Consider the following 23,175-nt stretch of genomic DNA (forward strand, 5'->3'; position numbering starts at 1 on the left):
CGTTACTGTGCGGCTTTTTTGCCGGTTTTAGCCGCTTTTACTGCAGGCTCAGCCGTTCCCGTTTTTTCTTCTTCAGAGAACTTACGACCGTAGTAAGTATCCAGCAGAATCTGTTTCAGTTCGGAAATCAGCGGGTAACGCGGGTTAGCGCCAGTACATTGGTCGTCGAACGCATCTTCTGACAGCTTATCGACCTTAGCCAGGAAATCGGCTTCCTGTACGCCCGCTTCACGAATGGACGTTGGGATCCCCAGCTCGGTCTTCATTTCTTCCAGCCAGTTCAGCAATTTCTCGATTTTCTGCGCGGTACGATCGCTTGGTGCCGTCAAACGCAGGTGGTCGGCTATTTCAGCGTAACGACGGCGAGCCTGCGGACGGTCATATTGGCTGAACGTCGTTTGCTTGGTCGGGTTGTCGTTCGCGTTATAGCGAATCACGTTTGAGATCAGCAGGGCGTTAGCCAGACCATGCGGAATATGGAACTCTGAGCCCAGCTTATGCGCCATGGAGTGACAAACGCCGAGGAAGGCGTTGGCAAACGCAATCCCTGCAATCGTCGCGGCATTGTGCACACGCTCACGGGCAACCGGGTTTTTTGCCCCGTCGCGGTAGCTGTCTGGCAGGTTTTCCTTCAGCAGTTTCAGCGCTTGTAACGCCTGTCCATCTGAATATTCGTTTGCCAGCACAGAAACATAGGCTTCCAGCGAGTGGGTTACCGCATCGAGTCCACCAAACGCACACAGCGATTTCGGCATATTCATGACCAAATTGGCATCAACAATTGCCATATCTGGCGTCAGCGCATAGTCCGCCAGCGGGTATTTCTGCCCGGTTGCATCGTCGGTCACCACGGCAAACGGCGTCACTTCAGAACCGGTACCGGATGTGGTGGTGATCGCCACCATCTTGGCTTTGACGCCCATTTTCGGGAACTTGTAGATACGTTTACGGATATCCATAAAGCGCAGCGCCAGCTCTTCGAAGTGCGTCGTAGGATGCTCATACATCACCCACATGATCTTCGCGGCATCCATTGGAGAACCGCCACCCAGCGCAATAATCACATCCGGTTTGAAGGAGTGCATTTGTTCCGCGCCTTTACGCACGATGCTCAGCGTAGGGTCTGCTTCAACTTCGAAGAATACTTCGGTTTCCAGCCCGTGCTGTTTCAATACGGACGTCACCTGATCGACATAGCCATTGTTGAACAAGAAGCGGTCGGTCACGATAAATGCACGTTTTGCACCATCGGAAGCGACTTCTTCAAGAGCAATCGGCAGTGAGCCGCGACGGAAATAAATGGATTTAGGAAGTTTATGCCACAACATATTCTCTGCTCGCTTGGCTACCGTTTTCTTGTTGATCAAGTGCTTCGGACCGACGTTTTCGGAGATGGAGTTTCCGCCCCAAGAGCCACAGCCCAGCGTCAGAGACGGAGCGAGTTTGAAGTTGTAGAGATCGCCGATACCCCCCTGAGACGCTGGAGTGTTAATCAGGATACGCGCCGTTTTCATCATATTACCGAAATGATTTACGCGCTCTGGCTGATTGTCCTGATCGGTATATAGGCAGGATGTGTGACCGATGCCACCCATGGCGACCAGTTTTTCCGCTTTAATGACGGCATCGTTGAAGTCTTTCGCACGATACATCGCCAGCGTTGGAGACAGTTTTTCATGGGCAAACGGTTCGGATTCATCGACGGCCGTCACTTCACCAATCAGCACTTTGGTATTCGCAGGGACAGTGATACCCGCCATTTCTGCGATCTTCGGTGCAGGCTGGCCCACGATGTCGGCGTTCAGTGAACCGTTTTTCAGCAAGATACCCTGTACGGCATGCAGTTCTTTGCCTTTCAGCATGTAGCCGCCGTGGGTGGCAAAACGTTCACGCACGGCATCATAAACGCTGTCTACCACGATGACGGACTGTTCTGATGCACAAATTACGCCGTTATCGAAGGTTTTCGACATCAGAATAGACGCCACGGCACGCTTGATATCCGCGGTTTCGTCAACGACAACAGGCGTGTTACCGGCACCTACGCCGATCGCTGGTTTACCGGAGCTGTATGCGGCTTTCACCATGCCCGGGCCGCCAGTCGCCAGAATCAGGTTGATATCGGGGTGGTGCATAAGCTGGTTGGACAGGTCGACAGACGGTTGGTCGATCCAGCCGATGATGTCTTTCGGTGCGCCTGCCGCAATTGCCGCTTGTAGCACAATGTCAGCGGCTTTATTGGTCGCATTTTTTGCACGTGGATGGGGAGAGAAGATAATCCCGTTACGGGTCTTCAGGCTGATCAACGCTTTAAAAATGGCGGTAGAAGTGGGGTTGGTGGTGGGAACAATACCGCAAATCAGGCCAATCGGCTCGGCAATCGTAATGGTACCAAAAGTGTCATCAGTAGAGAGGATGCCGCAGGTTTTTTCATCCTGGTAGGCGTTATAAATGTACTCGGATGCGAAGTGGTTTTTGATGACTTTATCTTCCACGATCCCCATGCCAGATTCGGCAACCGCCATTTTTGCCAGCGGGATACGGGCATCTGATGCAGCGAGTGCGGCAGCGCGGAAAATTTTGTCCACTTGTTCCTGAGTGTAAGTGGCAAATTCCTGCTGTGCCTTTTTCACTCTTTCGACCAATGCGTTAAGTTCAGCAACGTTGGTTACGGCCATAATGCTCTCCTGATAAATGTTAAACTCTTTCAGTCAATTGTTCGCCGGATAGAACAGTATAGATAAACGAGCGGGGGGCGTTTTCGTTACCTTGCTATTCTTTTCTGCCAATTTTGCATTAATTGACTCAAAGAGCTTGTCATCCGCCGTTGTGGCGCGATTGTTGCTTTTTAAAATACTGTAACCGCCGATATCGTAAATTTTTAAAATATTGTTTTGAAATTACGTAAAAATTAAGAATATCTGCGCGTCCGTTACGGTATGAAATGAGCATACCCATTTATGGGTGCTTTTTTTGTGATCCATATCGAATTTTCTTTAAGCTGACACCATTCAGCAGATTAATATTGATAACGACTATCATTAACCAGACGAAATTAGCGGTTTTTCTACCTAAAAGGGATTGTAAGGAAGGGGGCGGCATCAGCGTGGGACATTGTTAGGGGCACATTTCAGGCACGACTATGTGCACTATAGTGGGAATGACCTGTTCGTATACAACGTGCTCGTATAAACGACGCTTATATCTTAATCGAGAGGGTTATTCTACGCGCAGCCTACCGTAAGGGAATCGTGTGCTATTGTCGTACAAAATGGGTAACGAAATTGTTAAAATAATAACATTCTAGTCAGGTAATGACGCGGACAGGTAAGCATACATCATCATTTTTGTGCTGTGAAAATGATAAAACCCACTACGATGTTTTTTTGTTCAAAATATATAAATTGCTGAATATTTAAAAAATATTTTCAATTTTACAGAAAAAACATTGTTTATCATGGGGTTAATGATTGAATCAGATGATTGAAATAAAACGTTTACCGAGCTGTAGTAAAGAAAATTAAGCAACATCAATGTAAAAATATTGGCGAATGTGTCTGCTTTTGATAGCTTCGAGTGTCGACCTGCTATTCGTTATTCACCCATAAATTAATTTTATGATTTATTTGGATAATGGGCGATCTTTTCTGCTCTATGTGACGGCGATTTTTACGCATGGAGTCCGGTATGGCGTTGTATCAAGACAGGGGCGTTTATAAAGTGAAAACTCGCAAAACAAAACGATGCTTTGTTACCAGTATGATTGCCGCAGCAGTGATGGCGTCATGCGTGAATGTTCAGGCTGCGACTGTACCTTCCGGTGTTGAGCTGGCGAAAGAGCAGGTTCTGGTGAGAAACAATGGTGCTGAGGTGTCATCACTGGATCCGCATAAAATAGAAGGTGTGCCGGAATCCAACGTCGCGCGCGATTTATATGAAGGGTTGGTGATTTCCGATCCTGATGGACACCCGATTCCTGGCGTCGCTGAGCGGTGGGAAAGCAGCGATTTTAAAGTCTGGACATTCCATTTACGCAAAGACGCCAAGTGGTCAAATGGCGAACCGGTTACTGCGCAAGATTTCGTTTATAGCTGGCAGCGTCTGGCCGATCCGAAAACCGTTTCTCCTTACGCCAGCTATTTACAGTATGGTCATCTGCTGAATATCGATGACATTATCGCCAGCAAGAAATCTCCTGATACGTTAGGCGTAAAAGCGCTCGACGACCATACGCTGGAAGTGACATTAAGCGAGCCAATCCCGTACTTTTATAAATTACTGAATCACTCATCGATGTCTCCGGTCAATAAAGCAGCGGTGGAGAAATTTGGTGATAAATGGACTCAGCCTGAAAACTGGGTAGGAAATGGTGCTTACCGTCTTAAATCCTGGGTCGTGAATGAGCGGCTTGTGCTGGAGCGCAATACCCAATATTGGGATAACGCCAAGACTGTGATTAATCAGGTCACTTATCTGCCGATTGCGTCTGAAGTGACGGATGTTAACCGCTACCGTGCGGGTGAAGTTGATGTTACCAATAATAAATTACCCATCGAACTATTTCAGAAACTGAAAAAAGAAATTCCACAAGAAGTTAACGTCAATCCCTTCCTCTGTACGTATTATTACGAAATCAACAACCAGAAACCGCCGTTTAGCGATGTACGGGTACGTACGGCGTTGCGTATGGGGCTTGATCAGAACATCTTGACCAACAAAGTGAAAAACCAGGGCGACATTCCTGCCTATGGTTATATTCCTCCGTTTACGGACGGCCTGAAAGCGCATACGCCAGAGTGGTTTACCTGGCCACAGGCGAAACGTAATGAAGAAGCAAAAAAACTGTTGGCAGAAGCGGGCTATACCGCAGAGAAACCGCTGACATTTAATTTGCTCTATAACTCGTCCGATCTGCACAAAAAGCTGGCGATTGCCGCGGCATCAGTCTGGAAACAGAATCTGGGCGTTGACGTGAAGCTGGAAAACCAGGAGTGGAAAACCTATCTCAGTACGCGTCATCAGGGGAACTACGATGTCGCACGTGCCGGATGGTGTGCGGACTATAACGAACCTACCTCGTTCCTGAATAGCATGCTGTCAGACAGCAGCAACAACACCTCACATTATAAGAGCGCGGCGTTCGACACGCTGATGGCGAAGGCTATTCAAGCGAAAACGGACGATGAACGCGCACAAATTTATCAACAGGCAGAGTCCCAGTTGGATAAAGATGCGACGATTGTGCCAGTCTATTACTACGTTAACACGCGACTGGTAAAATCTTATGTTGGTGGCATTACCGGTAAGGATCCGTTGGATAATCTACGTGTTAAGGATCTCTATATTATTAAGCATTAATCCGTAGCGATGCCATTTACGGTTTGATGCAAATGAAGTGAGCAAGCAGTGATTAATTTGGTGTTTAATCTCCGGTTACCCATTCCTGCCATGTGGGAATGGGTCGTGAGTCGAATCGATTAATCGTTTTCTCACCGGGCTCTAATTCAGGAATCGTGCTGAGATAACTAGCACGACAACATTACAGGAGAAAATAATGACACACATCACAACTAAAAAAAGAGTAGCTGCCGCTATTATCGCGGCATTAAGTAGCACGATGGCTGTTTCTGCCTTCGCCGCGACCGTTCCCGCAGGCGTTCAGTTAGCAGAAAAACAGGAGTTGGTCCGTAACAATGGTGCTGAAGTTTCCTCCCTTGACCCGCATAAAATCGAAGGTGTGCCGGAATCCAACGTATCACGCGATCTGTTGGAAGGATTGGTTATTTCCGACGTTAACGGCAAAACCAGCCCCGGCGTAGCAGAAAGCTGGGATAACAAAGATTTTAAAGTGTGGACATTCCACCTGCGTAAAGATGCCAAATGGTCCAACGGTGAGCCGGTTACCGCACAAGATTTCGTCTATAGCTGGCAGCGTCTGGCCGATCCAAAGACAGCCTCGCCTTACGCCAGCTATCTGCAATATGGTCATCTGCTGAATATCGATGACATCATCGCTGGCAAGAAATCCCCGGATACGCTGGGTGTGAAAGCGATCGACGATCATACTTTTGAGGTGACGCTTTCTGAAGCAGTACCTTACTTCTATAAGCTGCCTGTTTACGTCGCCATGTCACCGGTGAATAAAGCGGCAATCGAAAAATTCGGTGAAAAATGGACGCAGCCGCAAAATTGGGTGGGCAACGGTGCCTACAAACTGAAAGACTGGGTGGTGAACGAAAAAATAGTGCTGGAGCGCCACCCGCAATATTGGGATAACGCCCACACCGTGATTAATCAGGTGACATATTTGCCGATCGCATCTGAAGTGACGGACGTGAACCGCTATCGCAGCGGTGAAATTGATATGACATACAATTACCTGCCGATTGAATTGTTTCAAAAGCTGAAGAAAGAAATTCCGAATGAAGTGAAGGTCTATCCGTACCTGTGCACCTACTATTACGAAATCAATAATCAGAAACCACCGTTTAACGATGTCCGAGTGCGTACGGCGCTGCGTCTGGGCCTGAGCCAGGATATTCTGACCAACAAGGTGAAGAATCAGGGCGATATTCCTGCCTATGGTTTTGTGCCGCCGTATATCGATGGCTTCAAGGCTCAGACGCCAGAGTGGTTCACCTGGTCACAAGAAAAACGTAACGCAGAAGCGAAGAAACTGCTGGCGGAAGCGGGCTATACCGCAGACAAACCGCTGACGCTAAACCTGCTGTACAACACCTCCGATCTGCACAAGAAAATGGCGATCGCAGCGGCTTCTATCTGGAAACAGAATATCGGTGTGGATGTTAAGCTGGAAAATCAGGAATGGAAAACGTTCCTCAGTTCCCGCCATCAGGGCAGTTATGACATCGCGCGTGGCGGATGGTGTGCGGACTATAATGAACCGTCCACCTTCCTAAACAGCATGCTGTCAGACAGCAGCAGTAACACTGCACATTATAAGAGCAAAGAGTTTGATGCGCTGGTGGCGAAGTCCTTACAGGTGAAAACCGATGAGGAACGTGCAGACGTTTATCAGCAGGCCGAAGCATTACTGAATAAAGACGCGGTAATTGCCCCGGTTTATTACTATGCGAATACCCGATTGGTGAAACCTTATGTTGGTGGATTAACAGGCAAAGATCCGCAGGATAATGTTTACGTGAAAGATCTTTATATCATCAAGCACTAATAATAATGGCTGGCGCATGTAACTGTGCTGCCAGCCTTTTATAGGTACGAGCAATGTTAAAATTTATTCTTCGCCGCTGTTTAGAGGCGATTCCGACACTATTCATCCTGATCACCATCTCGTTTTTCATGATGCGATTGGCACCTGGCAGCCCTTTTACCGGTGAACGTAATTTACCGCCGGAAGTGATGGCGAATATTGAAGCCAAATACCATCTGAACGACCCCATTATGACGCAGTACGGCAACTACTTGCTGCAATTGGTGCAGGGTGATTTCGGTCCTTCGTTTAAATACAAAGACTATTCCGTGAACGATCTGGTCGCGACGTCTTTCCCTGTTTCTGCAAAATTGGGGGCTGCGGCATTCGTTCTGGCCGTCGTTTTTGGTGTGAGTGCCGGCGTGATCGCCGCGCTGAATCAGAATACGAAATGGGACTATACCGTGATGGGCTTTGCCATGACGGGGGTGGTGATACCCAGCTTTGTCGTTGCGCCGTTGCTGGTGCTGATTTTCGCCATTACGCTGCGGTGGCTGCCCGGCGGTGGGTGGAATGGTGGGACACCCAAATACATGATTTTACCGATGGTGGCACTGTCTTTGTCTTATATCGCCAGCATCGCGCGTATTACCCGAGGATCGATGATCGAGGTTTTACACTCTAACTTTATTCGCACCGCGCGCGCCAAAGGGCTGCCGATGCGCCGCATCGTCCTGCGCCATGCGTTAAAGCCTGCGCTGCTGCCTGTGCTCTCTTATATGGGGCCGGCGTTTGTGGGGATTATTACCGGTTCGATGGTCATTGAAACCATTTTTGGTTTACCGGGTATTGGACAACTGTTCGTAAACGGTGCACTGAACCGCGACTACTCACTCGTACTGAGCCTGACGATTCTGGTCGGCGGCTTAACCATTTTATTTAATGCGATCATTGACGTGCTCTACGCTGTTATCGATCCGAAAATTCGCTATTAATTGGGGGCGTTATGTTTTGGAATCGAAAAAACGTTGAAGCGTTAGAGAACTTCACCGAGCAGGCTGAGATTGAAGGGCGTAGTTTGTGGCAGGATGCGCGTCTGCGCTTTATCCACAACCGTGCTGCACTGGCCAGTCTGCTTGTTTTGGCCGTGATTACCCTGTTCGTGATCTTCGCCCCGATGCTGTCTGCATTTGACTACGCGGATACGGACTGGGGAATGATGTCAGCGGCACCGGATATGACGTCTGGACACTATTTTGGTACGGATTCCTCCGGTCGTGATCTGCTGGTCCGTGTTGCTATCGGGGGCCGCGTCTCGCTGATGGTTGGCGTTGCGGCGGCGCTGGTTGCGGTGATCGTCGGAACGCTGTATGGCGCGATGTCCGGCTATCTGGGCGGGAAAGTGGATTCGGTGATGATGCGCCTGCTGGAAATCCTCAACTCATTCCCGTTCATGTTCTTCGTTATTCTGCTGGTGACGTTCTTCGGGCAGAACATGCTGCTGATCTTCGTGGCTATTGGCATGGTGTCCTGGCTGGATATGGCGCGTATCGTGCGCGGCCAGACGCTTAGCCTGAAACGTAAAGAGTTCATTGAAGCAGCGATGGTTTCCGGTGTATCCACGCGCGGTATCGTATTACGCCACGTTGTGCCTAACGTGCTGGGCGTGGTGGTCGTTTACGCCTCTCTGCTGGTGCCAAGTATGATCCTGTTCGAATCCTTCCTGAGCTTCCTGGGGCTGGGAACGCAGGAACCGTTAAGCAGTTGGGGTGCCTTGCTGAATGATGGTGCGAACTCAATGGAAGTGTCGCCGTGGTTACTGTTCTATCCGGCGGCGTTTCTGGTTGTCACGCTGTTTTGTTTTAACTTTATCGGCGATGGCCTGCGTGATGCCCTCGACCCGAAAGATCGCTGAGGAGCATCAACATGAGCAAGATTGAGTTAACTGGCGCGCACGACGCGCTGCTACATGTTCAGGATCTCCGGGTAACGTTCAACACGCAGGATGGCGACGTGACGGCGGTTAACGACCTGAACTTCACGCTTAACGCCGGTGAAACGCTGGGGATTGTTGGTGAATCCGGCTCCGGTAAATCACAAACCGCGTTTGCGTTGATGGGGCTGCTGGCGCGCAATGGGCGTATCGGCGGCTCGGCACGTTTTCGTGGCAAAGAAATTCTCAATTTGCCTGAAAACCAGCTGAATAAGCTGCGTGCTGAAGAAATCAGTATGATCTTCCAGGACCCGATGACGTCGCTGAACCCTTACATGCGCGTCGGCGAACAACTGATGGAAGTGCTGATGTTGCACAAACGCCTGAGCAAAAGTGAAGCGTTTGAAGAATCCGTCAAAATGCTGGATGCGGTTAAAATGCCTGAAGCGCGCAAGCGTATGAAGATGTATCCGCATGAGTTTTCCGGCGGAATGCGTCAGCGCGTGATGATCGCAATGGCGCTACTGTGTCGTCCGAAGCTGCTGATTGCCGATGAACCGACAACGGCACTGGATGTGACGGTTCAGGCGCAGATTATGACGTTGCTGAACGAGCTGAAGCGCGAGTTTAATACCGCCATCATCATGATTACCCATGACCTGGGGGTTGTTGCCGGTATTTGTGACAAAGTGCTGGTGATGTACGCCGGGCGCACGATGGAATACGGCGTTGCACGCGATGTCTTTTATCATCCGAGCCACCCGTACTCCGTCGGTCTGCTCAATGCCGTGCCGCGTCTGGATGCGGAAGATGACGTGCTGGCGACGATTCCGGGTAACCCGCCTAACTTATTACGTTTGCCGAAAGGGTGTCCGTTCCAACCACGCTGCCCGTATGCGATGGATGTCTGCCATAGCGCACCCGCGCTGGAATCTTTTGGTGATGGCCGCTTGCGTGCCTGCTTTAGAGCGATTGAGGAGGTGGTATGAACAACGCGGACGAGAAGAAGGTGTTGTTAGAAGTGGACGATCTGAAAGTCCACTTTGATGTCAGAGATGATAAGCAGTGGTTCTGGCAGCCACCGAAAAAATTGAAAGCGGTCGATGGTGTGACGCTGCGTTTATATGAAGGCGAAACGCTGGGCGTGGTGGGGGAATCCGGCTGCGGCAAGTCTACGCTGGCGCGTGCCATTATCGGGCTGGTAAAAGCGACGGACGGACGCGTTACCTGGCTGGGAAAAGATCTGCTGGGTATGAGCGCCGATGAATGGCGCGCCGCGCGGAGTGACATTCAGATGATATTCCAGGATCCACTGGCATCGCTGAACCCGCGTATGACCATCGGTGAGATTATTGCCGAGCCGTTAAAGGTTTATCATCCAGAGCTGGATCGACAGACGGTGAAAGATCGTGTGAAAGCGATGATGCTGAAGGTTGGGCTGCTGCCGAACCTGATCAACCGCTATCCGCATGAGTTCTCAGGCGGGCAGTGTCAGCGTATCGGCATCGCGCGTGCGCTGATTCTGGAGCCGAAGCTGATTATCTGTGACGAACCGGTTTCCGCGCTGGACGTGTCAATTCAGGCACAGGTGGTTAACCTGCTGCGTCAGTTGCAGCGCGAAATGCGCCTGTCGCTGATTTTTATCGCCCATGACCTGTCGGTCGTGAAGCACATTTCCGATCGTGTGCTGGTGATGTATCTGGGTCATGCTGTAGAGCTGGGAACGTACGATCAGGTCTACCAAAACCCGCAGCACCCGTATACGCGTGCGCTGATGTCTGCCGTGCCGATTCCCGATCCCGATCAGGAACGGAACAAGAAGATACAGTTGCTGGAAGGGGATTTGCCTTCACCGATCAATCCACCATCGGGCTGCGTGTTCTGCACGCGCTGTCCGGTTGTCGGCCCTGAGTGTTCGAAAACCCGACCATTGCTGGAAGGGAGCTTTACGCACGCGGTTTCGTGTTTGAAGGTCGATCCGCAGGCGCTGTTACCGGTGGTAGAAGCTGAATCACAGTAATCCGTTTTATCGGCTACTGATGTAAAAAAGGCGTCTCCTGCGGGAGACGCCTTACGTTTAAGGAAGAGGAATTACTCTTTCCACAAAATGTGGCAAAGTTTGTGGTCTTTTTCCCGGCAAATTAGCACGCGGGCAAAAATATCGGTGATCTCTTCACCATCTTCTTCGGCCAGCCCAATGACGACTTCGGCAAAAAAGTCAGGATTCAGGTCGAAATCTACGTGATCGGCCCAGTCTTCAGCAGGGTCGAATAACTCTGCGCCACCACGCTCTTCGAATTGTAGGTTGAACAGCAGAATATCTGCTGGATCGAGGTTATCAGCCGCAAGTTCCAAAAAGATGTCGTAGGCCTGTTCCAATGCTTCGTCTTCGGTCAGGCGATTATTCAAATCCATAACGTCATTCCTGTTAATTCCCAATAGCCTTATTAGAACACGGGAAAACGGAGTATGCCCTAAATAATTCGAGTTGCAGGCAGGCGGCGACACAGTGAGTCCCCAGGAGCTTACATCAGTAAGTGACTGGGGTGAGCGAGGAAAGCCAACGCACATGCAGCTTGAAGTATGACGGGGATATTTATAGCAGGGGGCTGAAAAAGTAGAACAGCCGCTCGACAATACGTTGCCAGTAAGGGCGGTTTTGCCACTGTGTCGCGTTTAACAGGCGTGAGCGGGCGATATAATCTTCCTGTACGCAGGCTAAATCGCTGCCGAATCCGGCATCGTCAATCACCAGCGTAATTTCAAAATTCAGCCACAGACTGCGCATATCCAGATTCACCGTGCCAACCAGACTGAGCTGTCCATCAACCAGTACGCTTTTGGTGTGCAGCAATCCGTCCTTGAACTGATAAATTTTTACGCCAGCGTCCAGCAGTTCCGTGAAGAACGCGCGACTGGCCCAGCCGACCAGCACGGAGTCATTTTTGTGTGGAACAATAATGCTGACATCGACCCCGCGCTGAGCGGCGGTACAGATGGCGTGTAGTAAATCGTCACTGGGTACGAAGTAGGGGGTCGTCATGATCAATTGCTTACGTGCCGAATAGACGGACGTCAGCAGCGCCTGATGGATCATTTCTTCCGGGTAACCAGGGCCGGAGGCAATAACCTGAATGGTATGGCCGCTCTCCTGTTCGAACGGCATAACATTAACATCCGGCGGCGGCGGAAGCAGACGCTTGCCTGTCTCCATTTCCCAGTCGCAGCAGTAAATAATCCCCAGCGTGGTTGCCACAGGGCCTTCAATACGCGCCATCAGGTCGATCCATTGCCCAACGCCGGCATCTTGTTTGAATAAACGGGGATCGACCATATTCATGCTGCCGGTATAGGCGATACGGTTGTCGATCAGGATGATTTTACGGTGCTGTCGCAAATCCATACGGCGAAGGAAAGCTCGGAATAGATTAACTTTCAGGGCTTCGACCACTTCGATCCCGGCGGTGCGCATCAACTCGGGGTGATGCTGGCGGAAAAATTGTACGCTGCCGGCAGAGTCCAGCAGAATGCGGCAGTGTACCCCGCGTCGTGCTGCGGCGATAAGAGAAGAGGAAACTTGCTCAACCAGGCCGCCGGGTTGCCAGATGTAGAACACCATTTCGATGTTGTTGCGTGCGAGTTCAATATCACGCAATAGCGCTTTAATGGTGTCATCAAACGTGGTCATCAACTGCAACTGGTTGCCTTTTACGCCGCCAACCCCTTGCCGTCTCTCACACAGTTGAAATAACGCGCTGGCGACCTCACTGTTTTCCGTCGCGAAAATACGGCGATATTCTTTTAATTCGCGTAGCCATTTTGCCGTTGATGGCCACATTTTGCTGGCACGTTCGGCTCGGCGTTTGCCGAGATGGAGCTCGCCGAACGAAAGATAAGCGACAATACCGACAAGTGGCAGAATATAAATTACCAGCAGCCAAGCCATCGCAGAAGGCACCGCCCGACGTTTCATCAGAATACGCAGGGTCACACCTGCAATCAGCAACCAGTAGCTAAAAACCAGTAACCAACTTATTACGGTATAAAATGTCGACATAAAAGCAGCACAGTTCCCTTCTGCAAAGAATTAACAAAGTGTACGCATAGATTTATAAAAGGGGAAATGCCTTTCCTCTGAATATCCCCGTCATACTTCAAGTGCATGTGCGTTGGCTGCGCGACTCGAATTATTTAGGGAACGGAAGCTATGGGTAAGAAGAGAATGGTGGAGAGGGGCATTCACTGATTGTCGCCGTGAATGAGGGGGGTATAATGCCCAGCGCGAGTGTATTAACAAGAGTCGCATAATGAAACGCAGTCGGAATGAAGTGGGTCGCTGGCGGATGTTACGTCAGGTCCAGCGCAGAAGAAGTCGCTGGTTGGAGGCTCAATCACGTACGTATCGTCATATTCGCTCTGCCCGTTATCTGCAACAAAAGCAGCAACGACGAGCATTGCTCTATGCGGTAACCTACGACTGGTAAGCCAGTGAGGAAAATAGCGACCCGAGGTCTGGTCGCTATTTTTTATCACACGGTTTACTACTCGCGGGGTTTATTCCCTCATCGGCTCATCCCATGACTGGAATGCGCTGCGCCATTGCCCTCTGATCGATCATCGGGTTAATGTCATCCTCTGTTGAGGGCAGGATAAACAGCGATACCGACGTATTTAAGCGTTCCGTTTGCTCCAGCAGTGAGGCGAAAGTGTGTGCGGAGGCTTCAACCTGTCCCGCATTTTCCCTGACGGTGTCGTTCAGCGTGCTGAGACGGGCGGTGACTTCATGGATGCTCTCGTTCTGCTGGTGCGATATCTCCGAAATCTCGCTCAGAAACGTGCCCGTGTCTTTCGCGGTCTGAATGATGTGTTGCAGGCTGTCATTCAGTTTGTTCACCAGGCGTGTTCCTGTGGTTACGCTGTTATCTGAATCACGAATCAGCACATTAATATTTTGTGCAGAATGGCTGCTTTGCGAAGCCAGCGTGCCGACTTCCCGCGCGACAACGGCAAAACCTCGTCCCATCGTTCCAGCTCGTGCGGCTTCAATGGCGGCGTTCAACGACAAAATATGCGTCTGAAACGCCACGTTCTCTATCATCCCAATGGCTTCCGTCATCTCACGCGTTCTGCCTGCAATGTCTGACATCGCCACCTTGACGTCATTCATCATCGTCTCACCCTGTGCGGCGATCTTGCTGGTATCTTCCGCGTGCAAATTAGCCTGTTGGGTATGCTGGGTATTTTGTTCCAGATGCTGGCTAAGCTGAATAATATGTTCTGTGGTGACTTTGAGCTCGTGGGATTGGCGGTTTGCCTGTTCGGAAAGCCGATGGTTATCTGCCGCGACCCGATCGACCTGCGTCACCATATGGTCGACACCCTGACGAACCTGATTGACCAGATTCACCAGACCTTCCTGCATTTGAATGACGCTGGTATTAAGCTGTTCAACTTCGCGTGTACCGCGCGTCTTTGTATTGACCGCATGCGAAAGGTCGCCCGCTGCGATCAGTTTTAAATGGGCAATAATGTGCGTCAGCGGACGAATAATGATCCGACTCACGCCAATCCACACGGCGATGGCGATTGCCAGCAAGAGGCCAAGAACCGTAATGAAAATCGTTTTGGCGTTATCGAGAGAGGATAAAAATTGTTGGCCATGCTGCTTTTGCAGCGCATCGGTATCTTGCAGATAGTGTGAATATTTCTGGGTAAAATCGCTTTGGTAAGCCTGTACCGGAACGGCAAAGAAAATATCGATCTGATTAGTGGTCTTTATTCCTTCGGCCAGTTCGACAAGCCCGGAATAAAGCTGGCTATAGCTCTTTTTCAAATCGATAAACGCCGCGGTGTCCGCTTCAGCCGTCGTGACCGTCCCCAGTAATTGGTAGTGCGCCTGCGCCTGTTTGAGAGACACTTCCGCTTCATCCATCAGGCTGTGCCAGCTACCTTCAGACCCCGTTTCTTTGTCTACCAACAAATAAATGCCCGCGCGGTTGAGCTTGTCGCTGGCATTCATCACTTCCATCCGTGCTTTGTCCATTAACGCTTGTTGCTGACGAAGGCTCTCGTTAGCGGAAATATCCTGCCGAACCTGAGTCATCGTTTGAGAAATGACGCCGACGGACACCAATTGCAGTAAAGAAAATAACCCAATGATCAATAACAATCCGGAGAGAATACTGAGGCGATGACGGCGGCGGATAGATGCAACTCCGTTTCGCAAAATCGCAGGCATTAACATGATTGTTGACCCTCTATAGATGAATAGCGGTCAAACTATCACTGTTAAATGACTAAAATATTTCAGCTTTTGACGGGGGCGAAAAGGGCCATGGCTTTTTCATGCAACCATGACCTGCATCAATTGGATGTTTAAAACACTTTTTTGAATGGCTTCACGCTGACGTGTTTATAAACGCCTGCCGCGAGGTAAGGGTCGGCATTGGCCCATGCTGTTGCCTCATCCAGCGATGTGAATTCGGCGATAATCACGGAGCCGCTAAAGCCAGCCTGACTGGGATCCTCGCTGTCGATTGCAGGCAAAGGGCCAGCGGTAATCAGTCGCCCTTGATCGCGCAATGCCTGTAAACGGGCAAGATGGTCTGGTCTGACCGACAGGCGTTTTGCTAATGAATCAACATTATCTTCAGCATAAATGACGTAGAGCATAGCGACCTCATAGGTGGGAAGGTACCCTTCATCGTTTGGGGGGCCGGGTTTGAGACCCCTGCGGTCAAACGCTATCGGGTAAGAGAAACGAGTTTCTATCATCATACGTGATGTTGTTTGAAGACAATAGTGTGAGGACAATAGGTTGATTTGCCAGAGTAATCCCCCCGCGATTTCGGTTTTTTTAACAATTCCACGGGTTGTTATTGAATATGATTGCTATTTGCATTTAAACTTGGGCGGCATAAGAGGATAAAGACAGACTATGCCGCAAAAAAAGTTTTTTTTGACCCGCCGTTACTCATGGCCATTCATACTTTCAGTCGGTTTTCACGGTTCACTGATTGCAGGTTTGCTGTACGCATCATTTAATAATTCAATCGAATTACCGCAGGAATCTAAGCCCATCAGCGTGGTGATGGTGAACCCTGCGGCTTATGAAGCGGCACCTGCTGCGAAATCGGCCCCAGAGCCAGAGCCGGTTAAGCAGCCTGAACCAGAGCCGGAACCCATTCCTGAACCGGAGCCATTGCCGCAGCCGGTTCCTATGCCATTACCTGAACCAAAGCCCAAGCCGCCGAAACCTAAACCGGAGCCTAAGCCGGTGAAGAAGGTTGAGCAACCGAAGCCGGTTAAACGTGAACCGACGGTTGAAAAACAGCCGCCTTCGCCGTTTACCAGTACAGAGCCAACGCGCAATGTAACTAATGCGCCAGTGAAGCAGGCACCGGCACCCGCAGCAAGCACGCAGTCAAGCGGGCCACGTCCGTTGAGCCGCGCACAGCCTCAGTATCCGGCTCGCGCGTTTTCTCTGCGCGTTGAAGGGCGGGTGAAGATGCAGTTTGATGTGGACGAGTCCGGACGTGTTGACAACGTGCGCGTGCTTTCTGCTGAACCGCGCAATATGTTCGAACGTGATATCAAACAAGCCATGCGTAAATGGCGTTATGAAGCGGGTAAACCGGGCAAAGATTTGGTTGTGACCATCGTCTTTAAAATTGACGGCGGGGCGGCAGTCGAATAATTCATGCCAGTACAAAGAAACGGGACGTCATCTTTAGCAGATGACGTCCCGTGTTCGTATCGATCGCTATTCAAAGCAGCTTACGCCGATGAACGCTAAACGTTACTCGCTTGGCGTGAAGTTGCTTTTACCCGCAGGCAGTTCGCGCGGATGGCCTTCTTCATCGACTGCGACGTAGGTGAATAACGCTTCGGTAGCCCGATAGCGCTGACCAATCGGCTCAGAGGAGACTTTCTTCACCCACACTTCAACGTTGACGTTGATAGAGCTACGGCCAGTACGTAAACAACGCGCATAGCAGCAAACCACATCGCCGACGGCGACAGGTTTTAAGAATGACATCCCATCAACCCGTACGGTAACGACACGTCCTTCGGCAATTTCTTTCGCCAGAATCGCGCCGCCGATGTCCATTTGCGACATCAACCAACCGCCAAAAATATCTCCGTTCGCATTGGTATCGGCTGGCATTGCCAGCGTGCGGAGAACCAGTTCGCCCTGTGGTAACACGTTTTGTGTGCTCATTGTGTCTATCTCGCTTTGGCTATTGCTGTTGCTCGCTTTTTTCTTCTTCTGACTTTTCCTGATCGTTAGGCAAGTGACGATAGATATAAACGCCACAAATCAGCGTAAACAGCAGCGTCACACCGGTCAGACCAAAGACTTTGAAATTAACCCAAACGTTTTGCGGTAACCAGAAAGCAATATAGATGTTAACCAGCCCACACACCAGAAAGAACATGGCCCAGGCGAAATTCAGTTTCCCCCAGACTGGCTGCGGAAGGGTTAACTCTTTACCCAACATTTTCTGAATCAGGGTCTGTTTCATCACAAACTGGCTAACCAGCAGGGCTGCGGCAAATAACGCATAGATAATGGTGACTTTCCACTTGATAAACAGATCGTTATGGAACACCAGCGTTAGCGAACCGAAAACGACGACCATGGCAAAAGTGACCAGCGTCATTTTCTCTATTTTACGATACATCACCCAGGTGACCACGAGTGACAGCGCCGTTGCGGCAATCAGTGCACCCGATGCGATATAGATGTCATAAAGTTTATAGGCCGCAAAAAAAACGACCAACGGTATAAAATCAAGAAGTTGCTTCATTATGTCAATCCATCACTCAACAGTGTCGTAATCATAACCCGCGAGAGTTATCCGATAGCTCATGCCATTATCCTTTATTGTGGAACACCATTCCCGAGATATTGTAATAATTTGCAGAAAATTACGATTGGGTAGATAGCGAACGGAGATTTGGCAGAACCTATGCCACCAGAGCGATGGCATAGGCAGAGAGCGGCAGTTAAGCGCGCAGCAGCATATAAAGGCGGAACAGATAAATGAGCAGGATCGCGGAGATCAGGTTGCCCAAGCCATTCAGAACCACGCCGAGCACGGTCGGTGAGGAAATCGGTAACTTCGACACGATCAGTAAAATAGCGATTTTAGCCAGTAGCCACATCACGATGGCAGGCGCGGTTGCACGCAGGTTACCGTAAGCCAGTTTGGTACTCACTTTAATGGCGTTGAAAATCCCGCTTTTTTCCGTGACGACAATCACGGGTGACAAACTCAGTGCAATAGCGAGCAGCACGCCAGGAATGACCAGAAGCATCATGCCAAGTTGAATGAGCAGGGTGCACAGCAGGATCAGGATAAGCAGACGCAGTAAAAAAGGTGCAGAGGCGCCAATTGCGCGCAGTGCACTGGTGCGCTGTCCGTCAGAAACCAGCTGGATCAGCATCAGAACCCCGCCCGTCAGCAGCGCATTGCCCACTAACGCAGCAAAGGTGCCTGCTGCCGACATTTTCAGCAACACGGTTTGTTGTTCCGGCGTCATTTGCTGAATCATATCCATCAAGCCAGCTTCGACAGAAGATGACAGATCGCTGCTGGAACTGCTCAGAATCTGTAACTCGTCTCCAGAAGGCGATAGCGCATGATTCAGTATGACAGTAATGAATGCCGTCAACAGTGACATCATTAAGATGCTGATGAACTGGTTGCGGGTGAAATTCATCGTGTCACGGTACAACGTGTTAGCCGTGATAGGCATGCAGGCTCCTTGAAAAAAGATAAATCGACAGAGAGAACTTAACTCCCAATTGTAACCTGTTAATTCGCGCTGTGGCACCCCGTCAACGATGCAATGCTGCTTTTCGCCTCACTATGAGGTCGGTGTGGTATGGCTACTCATCGTGGCGCTTATCGCCACCTGCGGCGTATTCGATATCTTTACACCACTATTGATCTGGATCAATTTCATGAATTCTAATGAGTTAGCGATAAATGATTCAGTTCAATTCGGGCGTAAAATCTTTAAGAGATGTGATCTGGCTTAAAACAAGAATACCTACTTAGGGGTATATTTCGCTCGAAATTTAAACCCTATAAATGGAGTGGGTAATGAAAAAGACATCTTTATTATTGTTGGCAGCGGCGCTCATGCCTGCATTGGCACAGGCTCATCAAGCGGGTGATTTCATTGTTCGGGCAGGTTCAGCAACCGTGCGACCTGCTGAAAGTTCGGACAACGTACTGGGTTTAGGCGAGTTTCAGGTTAGTAACAATACGCAACTGGGTTTGACTTTTAGCTACATGGTGACGGACAACATTGGGATTGAATTGCTCGCCGCCACGCCGTTTAAACATAAAGTCGGCACACCGGGAACGGGGACTATTGCGGAAGTTAAACACCTGCCGCCTTCACTGGTCGCGCAGTACTATTTTGGTGATACTCAAGATAAATTACGTCCTTATTTGGGCGTTGGTCTGAATTACACGATGTTCTTCGATGAGAAGTTTAATGACAAGGGAACCGGTGCGGGTCTGAGCGATCTGAGTCTGAAGAATTCCTGGGGCCTTGCTGCGCAGGCTGGATTGGATTACAACCTGGATAAAAACTGGCTGCTTAATATGTCTGTATGGTGGATGGATATTGATACCGACGTGAAATTTAAAGCCGGTAACAATCAGCAAAGCATCCATACCAAACTTGATCCCTGGGCCTTTATGTTTGGCGTAGGCTATCGCTTCTGATTGTTAATGTAGTTTGATGTGAAGAATAAAAAACTTCCGGGAGAAATTTTTAACGTTGCGTCAGCAACGGCCCGGAAGGGTGGCGGCCAAGGATGGCACGCCATAAAAAACGGCGACGTAAATAACGTCGCCGTTTTTATAGACAGGAAATAACAAACCAATAAAGAGAACGCTATTTTTATTACAGCAATTATCTAGATGGCGTTAGCCATTAGAAATTGTACTGTACACCAACACGGTAGCGAGTTTGACGCTCGTCAGTGGTTTTGCTACCAGAAACGTTACCGACTTGAACGTAAGGTGTCCAGTTTTTGTCGAATTTATAAGCTAATTTAACATCGTGGGTCATGTCATAGTTTTCGTTGTCAGCGAGGTAGCCAACAGAACCAGCTTTAGTTTTCTTGTCGTATTCAAATTCGTATTCAATGACAAAATTCGCTGGCAGTTTGTAACCCAGTGTACTGGTGATGGTGTAGCCTTTCATATCTGAAGGGGCTGTAGTACCAATGCTGTCACTTTTACGCAGGTAGGATGCACGGTAGCGCAGGCCATAGTACAGAGAATCGGTGATGTTGGCTGTACCTTTGATATAAGGACGATAGTTGTTGTCTTTTGAAGAGGAAACCATGTTTAGCCCTGCTTCAAGGCCAAAGGTTTTATCAAACTTGTACAGGTAGCTGGCGGTCACTTCGGTACCGGTGCTGACGGTTTCGTTATACGGTTTATTAGGGGTTTTGTCACTATCAGATTGGCCCCATTTGGCTTCCATGGACAGACCAAAGCCGTTGTCAAAACGGTGGGACATCAGCAGGCGATCTTTATGATCGTTCTTTGCCGTATCTTTCATCTCATGGCGATAGTCAATCGTGACGGCCATAGAGCTTAAGCTGATTAAGGAGGTTACCACCATCGTCAATATTTTAACTTTCATTTTATTATCCCATGTTGAAGAGAATTATTATTTAAAAAACGCGCTGCCACTTTTGTTCAGCAGTTCCATTCTATTTATTATTTCTTACAGTAATGTGAACAAGATCGTTAAAAAGAGATAATTTTAAATGATCTCAATTCTGTGATTTTCTTCGTATTTTATTCGTGGGATTTATGCGGTTTCAAAATTAAGAGGTAGTTAACTTATTTTTTTGGCATGGAATTAAATAATTATTTCAATTTGAAAACATTTCTTACAATTATAGCAAGGTGGAAACTAAATACTAATTGGAGATGTTTCGGGTTAATTGAATAAGAAATAATTTGAAACATTATTCGGCGCACGATAGGACTTGTGTGAAGCACAAATCGCGCGCCTGAAACGTGTTATGAATGCGTAGCGGCTTTCATTTCACTCACAAAGGCGTGTAACTCGGACAGCATAACGTCAGGCTGGTTCAGATTTTTTTCGATAATCCGTACGATCGCAGAGCCAGAAATAGCACCCGCTGCGCCTGAGGCTAACGTTTCCCGCACTTGAGCGGGATCGGAAATGCCAAACCCTTGTAACGGCGGGGCAGCATGATACGCGTTCAGTTTGGCAACCAGATGATTCAGCGGCAGTTGCGCGCGCTTTTCTGCCCCAGTCACGCCCGCACGCGACACTAAATAGGTATAGCCGCGACCATAAGAGGCGATCTCGCGCAGCAGTTCATCGTCAGCATTAGGCGGACAGATAAAAATGGGGGCGATGCCGTGTCGCAGCGCAGCTGCACGGAAAGGCGCAGATTCTACTACCGGGACATCCGCCACTAACACCGAATCGACGCCAACCTGCGCGCAACGCTGATAGAATTCATCAATGCCGTTGCTGAAAACCAGATTGGCATACATCAGCAGGCCAATCGGGATTTCCGGGTATTTCTGGCGTATGGTTGCCAGCATTTCGAAGCATTGGTCCGGCGTGACGCCTGCGGCAAACGCACGCAGGTTGGCATCCTGAATGGTCGGGCCATCCGCCAACGGGTCAGAGAAGGGTACGCCCAGCTCCAACGCATCGGCACCGGCTGCAATCAGCGTGTCGATAATTTTCAGGGACTGCTCGGGAGAGGGATCGCCCAGCGTAACAAACGGAACGAACGCGCCTTCCTTTTTCTCTGACAGGCGGTTAAATAACTGTTGATAGCGTTCCATTAGATTTCTCCCCGATCTTTCAAAATATCGTGCACGGTAAAGATGTCTTTATCACCACGGCCGGACAGGTTGACCACCAGCAGTTGCTCCTTCTCTGGCTCCGCTTTGATCATCTTCAAGGCATGTGCCAGCGCGTGGGAGGATTCCAGCGCGGGAATAATCCCTTCACCGCGGCAGAGTGCTTTGAAAGCATCCAACGCTTCATCATCGGTAATCGAGACATAGTCGGCACGGCCAATGCTGTTCAGATAGGCGTGCTGCGGCCCTACGGACGGGAAATCCAGCCCGGCGGAAATAGAGTAAGACTCTTCAATTTGCCCGTCGGACGTTTGCATCATCGGGGACTTCATGCCGAAATAAATACCCACGCGGCCGTGTTTTAACGGTGCGCCGTGCTGCCCGGATTCAATGCCCAAGCCACCAGGTTCAACGCCGATCAGACGGACGGTAGTATCATCGATGAAATCAGCGAACATCCCAATCGCGTTAGAGCCACCGCCGACACAGGCCAGTACCGCATCCGGCAAGCGACCTTCTTTTTCCAGAATCTGCGCTTTGGTTTCCTCACCAATCATGCGTTGGAACTCGCGCACGATAGTCGGATAAGGATGCGGGCCAGCAGCTGTTCCCAGCAGATAGTGTGCCGTTTCATAGCTGCCAGACCAGTCACGTAGCGCTTCGTTGCAGGCATCTTTCAGCGTGGAAGAACCGCTGTGAACCGGAATCACTTCTGCCCCCATCAAACGCATACGGAACACGTTCGGCGACTGGCGCTCAACGTCTTTTGCTCCCATATAAACGCGGCATTTCAGGCCGAGCAGGGCGCAAGCCAGCGCCGTCGCGACACCGTGTTGGCCTGCACCGGTTTCAGCGATGATTTCACTTTTACCCATGCGCTTAGCCAGCAGAGCCTGTCCGAGTACCTGATTGGTTTTGTGCGCACCGCCATGCAGCAGATCTTCGCGTTTCAGGTACAGTTTGGTTTTTGTCCCAGCAGTCAGGTTTTGACACAGGGTTAACGCGGTCGGACGACCCGCGTAGTTTTTCAGCAGGTCGGTAAATTCGGCCTGAAATTCAGGATCTTTTTGTGCACTGACGAAAGCCTCTTCCAGCTGGCGTAACGCCGGGATGAGGATCTGCGGAACAAACTGCCCGCCGAATTCACCGAAGTAAGGGTTGAGTAATGTCATAATTTTCCCGTC

At 49.8% G+C, this 23,175-nt stretch carries 20 protein-coding genes; 9 read left to right on the forward strand and 11 right to left on the reverse strand.

What is annotated here, in order from left to right; genetic code table 11:
• Positions 1–2: 2 nt before the first annotated feature.
• Positions 3–2,678: a bifunctional acetaldehyde-CoA/alcohol dehydrogenase gene (gene adhE / locus Q3A88_RS10490; RefSeq protein ID WP_233989293.1), complete on the reverse strand. Its 2,676-nt coding sequence runs from the start codon at positions 2,676–2,678 to the stop codon at positions 3–5.
• A gap of 1,009 nt (positions 2,679–3,687) precedes the next feature.
• On the opposite strand from adhE, the gene oppA (Q3A88_RS10495) reads away from it, so the two are divergent.
• From oppA (Q3A88_RS10495) to oppF, 6 genes are all read left to right on the forward strand, one after another.
• Positions 3,688–5,358 (forward strand): oligopeptide ABC transporter substrate-binding protein OppA, encoded by a 1,671-nt coding sequence (oppA, locus tag Q3A88_RS10495; RefSeq protein ID WP_317177857.1) that lies wholly within the window; start codon positions 3,688–3,690, stop codon positions 5,356–5,358.
• Positions 5,359–5,554: 196 nt separating this feature from the next.
• Positions 5,555–7,192, forward strand: a complete 1,638-nt coding sequence (gene oppA, locus Q3A88_RS10500; RefSeq protein ID WP_317177858.1) for an oligopeptide ABC transporter substrate-binding protein OppA — start codon at positions 5,555–5,557, stop codon at positions 7,190–7,192.
• Between the two features lie 53 nt (positions 7,193–7,245).
• Positions 7,246–8,166: an oligopeptide ABC transporter permease OppB gene (gene oppB, locus Q3A88_RS10505; RefSeq protein WP_317177859.1), complete on the forward strand. Its 921-nt coding sequence runs from the start codon at positions 7,246–7,248 to the stop codon at positions 8,164–8,166.
• Between the two features lie 11 nt (positions 8,167–8,177).
• A complete protein-coding gene (gene oppC / locus Q3A88_RS10510; protein ID WP_010275308.1) occupies positions 8,178–9,086 on the forward strand; it encodes an oligopeptide ABC transporter permease OppC in 909 nt (302 codons plus the stop codon).
• An 11-nt stretch (positions 9,087–9,097) separates the two neighbouring features.
• Positions 9,098–10,093, forward strand: a complete 996-nt coding sequence (locus Q3A88_RS10515; protein WP_205565983.1) for an ABC transporter ATP-binding protein — start codon at positions 9,098–9,100, stop codon at positions 10,091–10,093.
• Positions 10,090–11,124: a murein tripeptide/oligopeptide ABC transporter ATP binding protein OppF gene (gene oppF, locus Q3A88_RS10520; protein ID WP_317177860.1), complete on the forward strand. Its 1,035-nt coding sequence runs from the start codon at positions 10,090–10,092 to the stop codon at positions 11,122–11,124. The genes Q3A88_RS10515 and oppF overlap by 4 nt, the downstream gene beginning before the upstream one ends.
• Positions 11,125–11,195: 71 nt before the next feature.
• On the opposite strand, the gene Q3A88_RS10525 is transcribed toward oppF, so the two are convergent.
• Both Q3A88_RS10525 and cls read right to left on the reverse strand, forming a co-directional pair.
• A complete protein-coding gene (locus tag Q3A88_RS10525; protein WP_039286579.1) occupies positions 11,196–11,519 on the reverse strand; it encodes an HI1450 family dsDNA-mimic protein in 324 nt (107 codons plus the stop codon).
• A 181-nt stretch (positions 11,520–11,700) separates the two neighbouring features.
• Positions 11,701–13,161 (reverse strand): cardiolipin synthase, encoded by a 1,461-nt coding sequence (gene cls, locus Q3A88_RS10530; RefSeq protein ID WP_317177861.1) that lies wholly within the window; start codon positions 13,159–13,161, stop codon positions 11,701–11,703.
• 250 nt (positions 13,162–13,411) lie between these two features.
• Here cls and Q3A88_RS10535 point away from each other — a divergent pair, with 250 nt between their 5' ends.
• Positions 13,412–13,588: a YciY family protein gene (locus Q3A88_RS10535; protein ID WP_085996914.1), complete on the forward strand. Its 177-nt coding sequence runs from the start codon at positions 13,412–13,414 to the stop codon at positions 13,586–13,588.
• Between the two features lie 86 nt (positions 13,589–13,674).
• Here Q3A88_RS10535 and Q3A88_RS10540 read toward each other — a convergent pair whose 3' ends face one another.
• The gene (locus Q3A88_RS10540; protein ID WP_317177862.1) at positions 13,675–15,348 is read right to left on the reverse strand and encodes a Tar ligand binding domain-containing protein; all 1,674 of its coding nucleotides are present in this window, start codon (positions 15,346–15,348) and stop codon (positions 13,675–13,677) included.
• A 131-nt stretch (positions 15,349–15,479) separates the two neighbouring features.
• Positions 15,480–15,776, reverse strand: coding sequence for a YciI family protein (locus Q3A88_RS10545; protein WP_317177863.1), 297 nt, complete (start codon positions 15,774–15,776; stop codon positions 15,480–15,482).
• A gap of 265 nt (positions 15,777–16,041) precedes the next feature.
• Here Q3A88_RS10545 and tonB point away from each other — a divergent pair, with 265 nt between their 5' ends.
• Complete coding sequence (gene tonB, locus Q3A88_RS10550; RefSeq protein WP_010275290.1) at positions 16,042–16,800, forward strand: TonB system transport protein TonB; 759 nt, start codon at positions 16,042–16,044, stop codon at positions 16,798–16,800.
• 102 nt (positions 16,801–16,902) lie between these two features.
• Here tonB and yciA read toward each other — a convergent pair whose 3' ends face one another.
• The 3 genes from yciA to Q3A88_RS10565 all read right to left on the reverse strand — a co-directional run bounded on the left by yciA (position 16,903) and on the right by Q3A88_RS10565 (position 18,866).
• Positions 16,903–17,325 (reverse strand): acyl-CoA thioester hydrolase YciA, encoded by a 423-nt coding sequence (yciA, locus tag Q3A88_RS10555; protein ID WP_010275288.1) that lies wholly within the window; start codon positions 17,323–17,325, stop codon positions 16,903–16,905.
• 19 nt (positions 17,326–17,344) lie between these two features.
• Complete coding sequence (locus Q3A88_RS10560; protein WP_010275285.1) at positions 17,345–17,914, reverse strand: septation protein A; 570 nt, start codon at positions 17,912–17,914, stop codon at positions 17,345–17,347.
• 199 nt (positions 17,915–18,113) lie between these two features.
• Complete coding sequence (locus tag Q3A88_RS10565) at positions 18,114–18,866, reverse strand: YciC family protein (protein ID WP_010275282.1); 753 nt, start codon at positions 18,864–18,866, stop codon at positions 18,114–18,116.
• A gap of 350 nt (positions 18,867–19,216) precedes the next feature.
• Between Q3A88_RS10565 and ompW the strand changes: the two genes are divergently transcribed.
• On the forward strand, positions 19,217–19,849 hold the full coding sequence (ompW, locus tag Q3A88_RS10570) for an outer membrane protein OmpW (protein ID WP_110162911.1): 633 nt from the start codon (positions 19,217–19,219) through the stop codon (positions 19,847–19,849).
• Positions 19,850–20,060: 211 nt separating this feature from the next.
• Here the strand turns inward: ompW and Q3A88_RS10575 are convergent, their stop codons facing one another.
• From Q3A88_RS10575 to trpB, 3 genes are all read right to left on the reverse strand, one after another.
• The gene (locus Q3A88_RS10575; protein WP_317177864.1) at positions 20,061–20,780 is read right to left on the reverse strand and encodes an oligogalacturonate-specific porin KdgM family protein; all 720 of its coding nucleotides are present in this window, start codon (positions 20,778–20,780) and stop codon (positions 20,061–20,063) included.
• Positions 20,781–21,166: 386 nt separating this feature from the next.
• Positions 21,167–21,973: a tryptophan synthase subunit alpha gene (gene trpA, locus Q3A88_RS10580; RefSeq protein ID WP_317177865.1), complete on the reverse strand. Its 807-nt coding sequence runs from the start codon at positions 21,971–21,973 to the stop codon at positions 21,167–21,169.
• On the reverse strand, positions 21,973–23,166 hold the full coding sequence (trpB, locus tag Q3A88_RS10585) for a tryptophan synthase subunit beta (RefSeq protein ID WP_174435753.1): 1,194 nt from the start codon (positions 23,164–23,166) through the stop codon (positions 21,973–21,975). Before trpB ends, trpA begins: the two co-directional genes overlap by 1 nt.
• Between the last annotated feature and the right edge of the window lie 9 nt (positions 23,167–23,175).

This window comes from Pectobacterium sp. HCp5_1 (assembly GCF_032905925.1).
Taxonomy (GTDB): domain Bacteria; phylum Pseudomonadota; class Gammaproteobacteria; order Enterobacterales; family Enterobacteriaceae; genus Pectobacterium; species Pectobacterium brasiliense_A.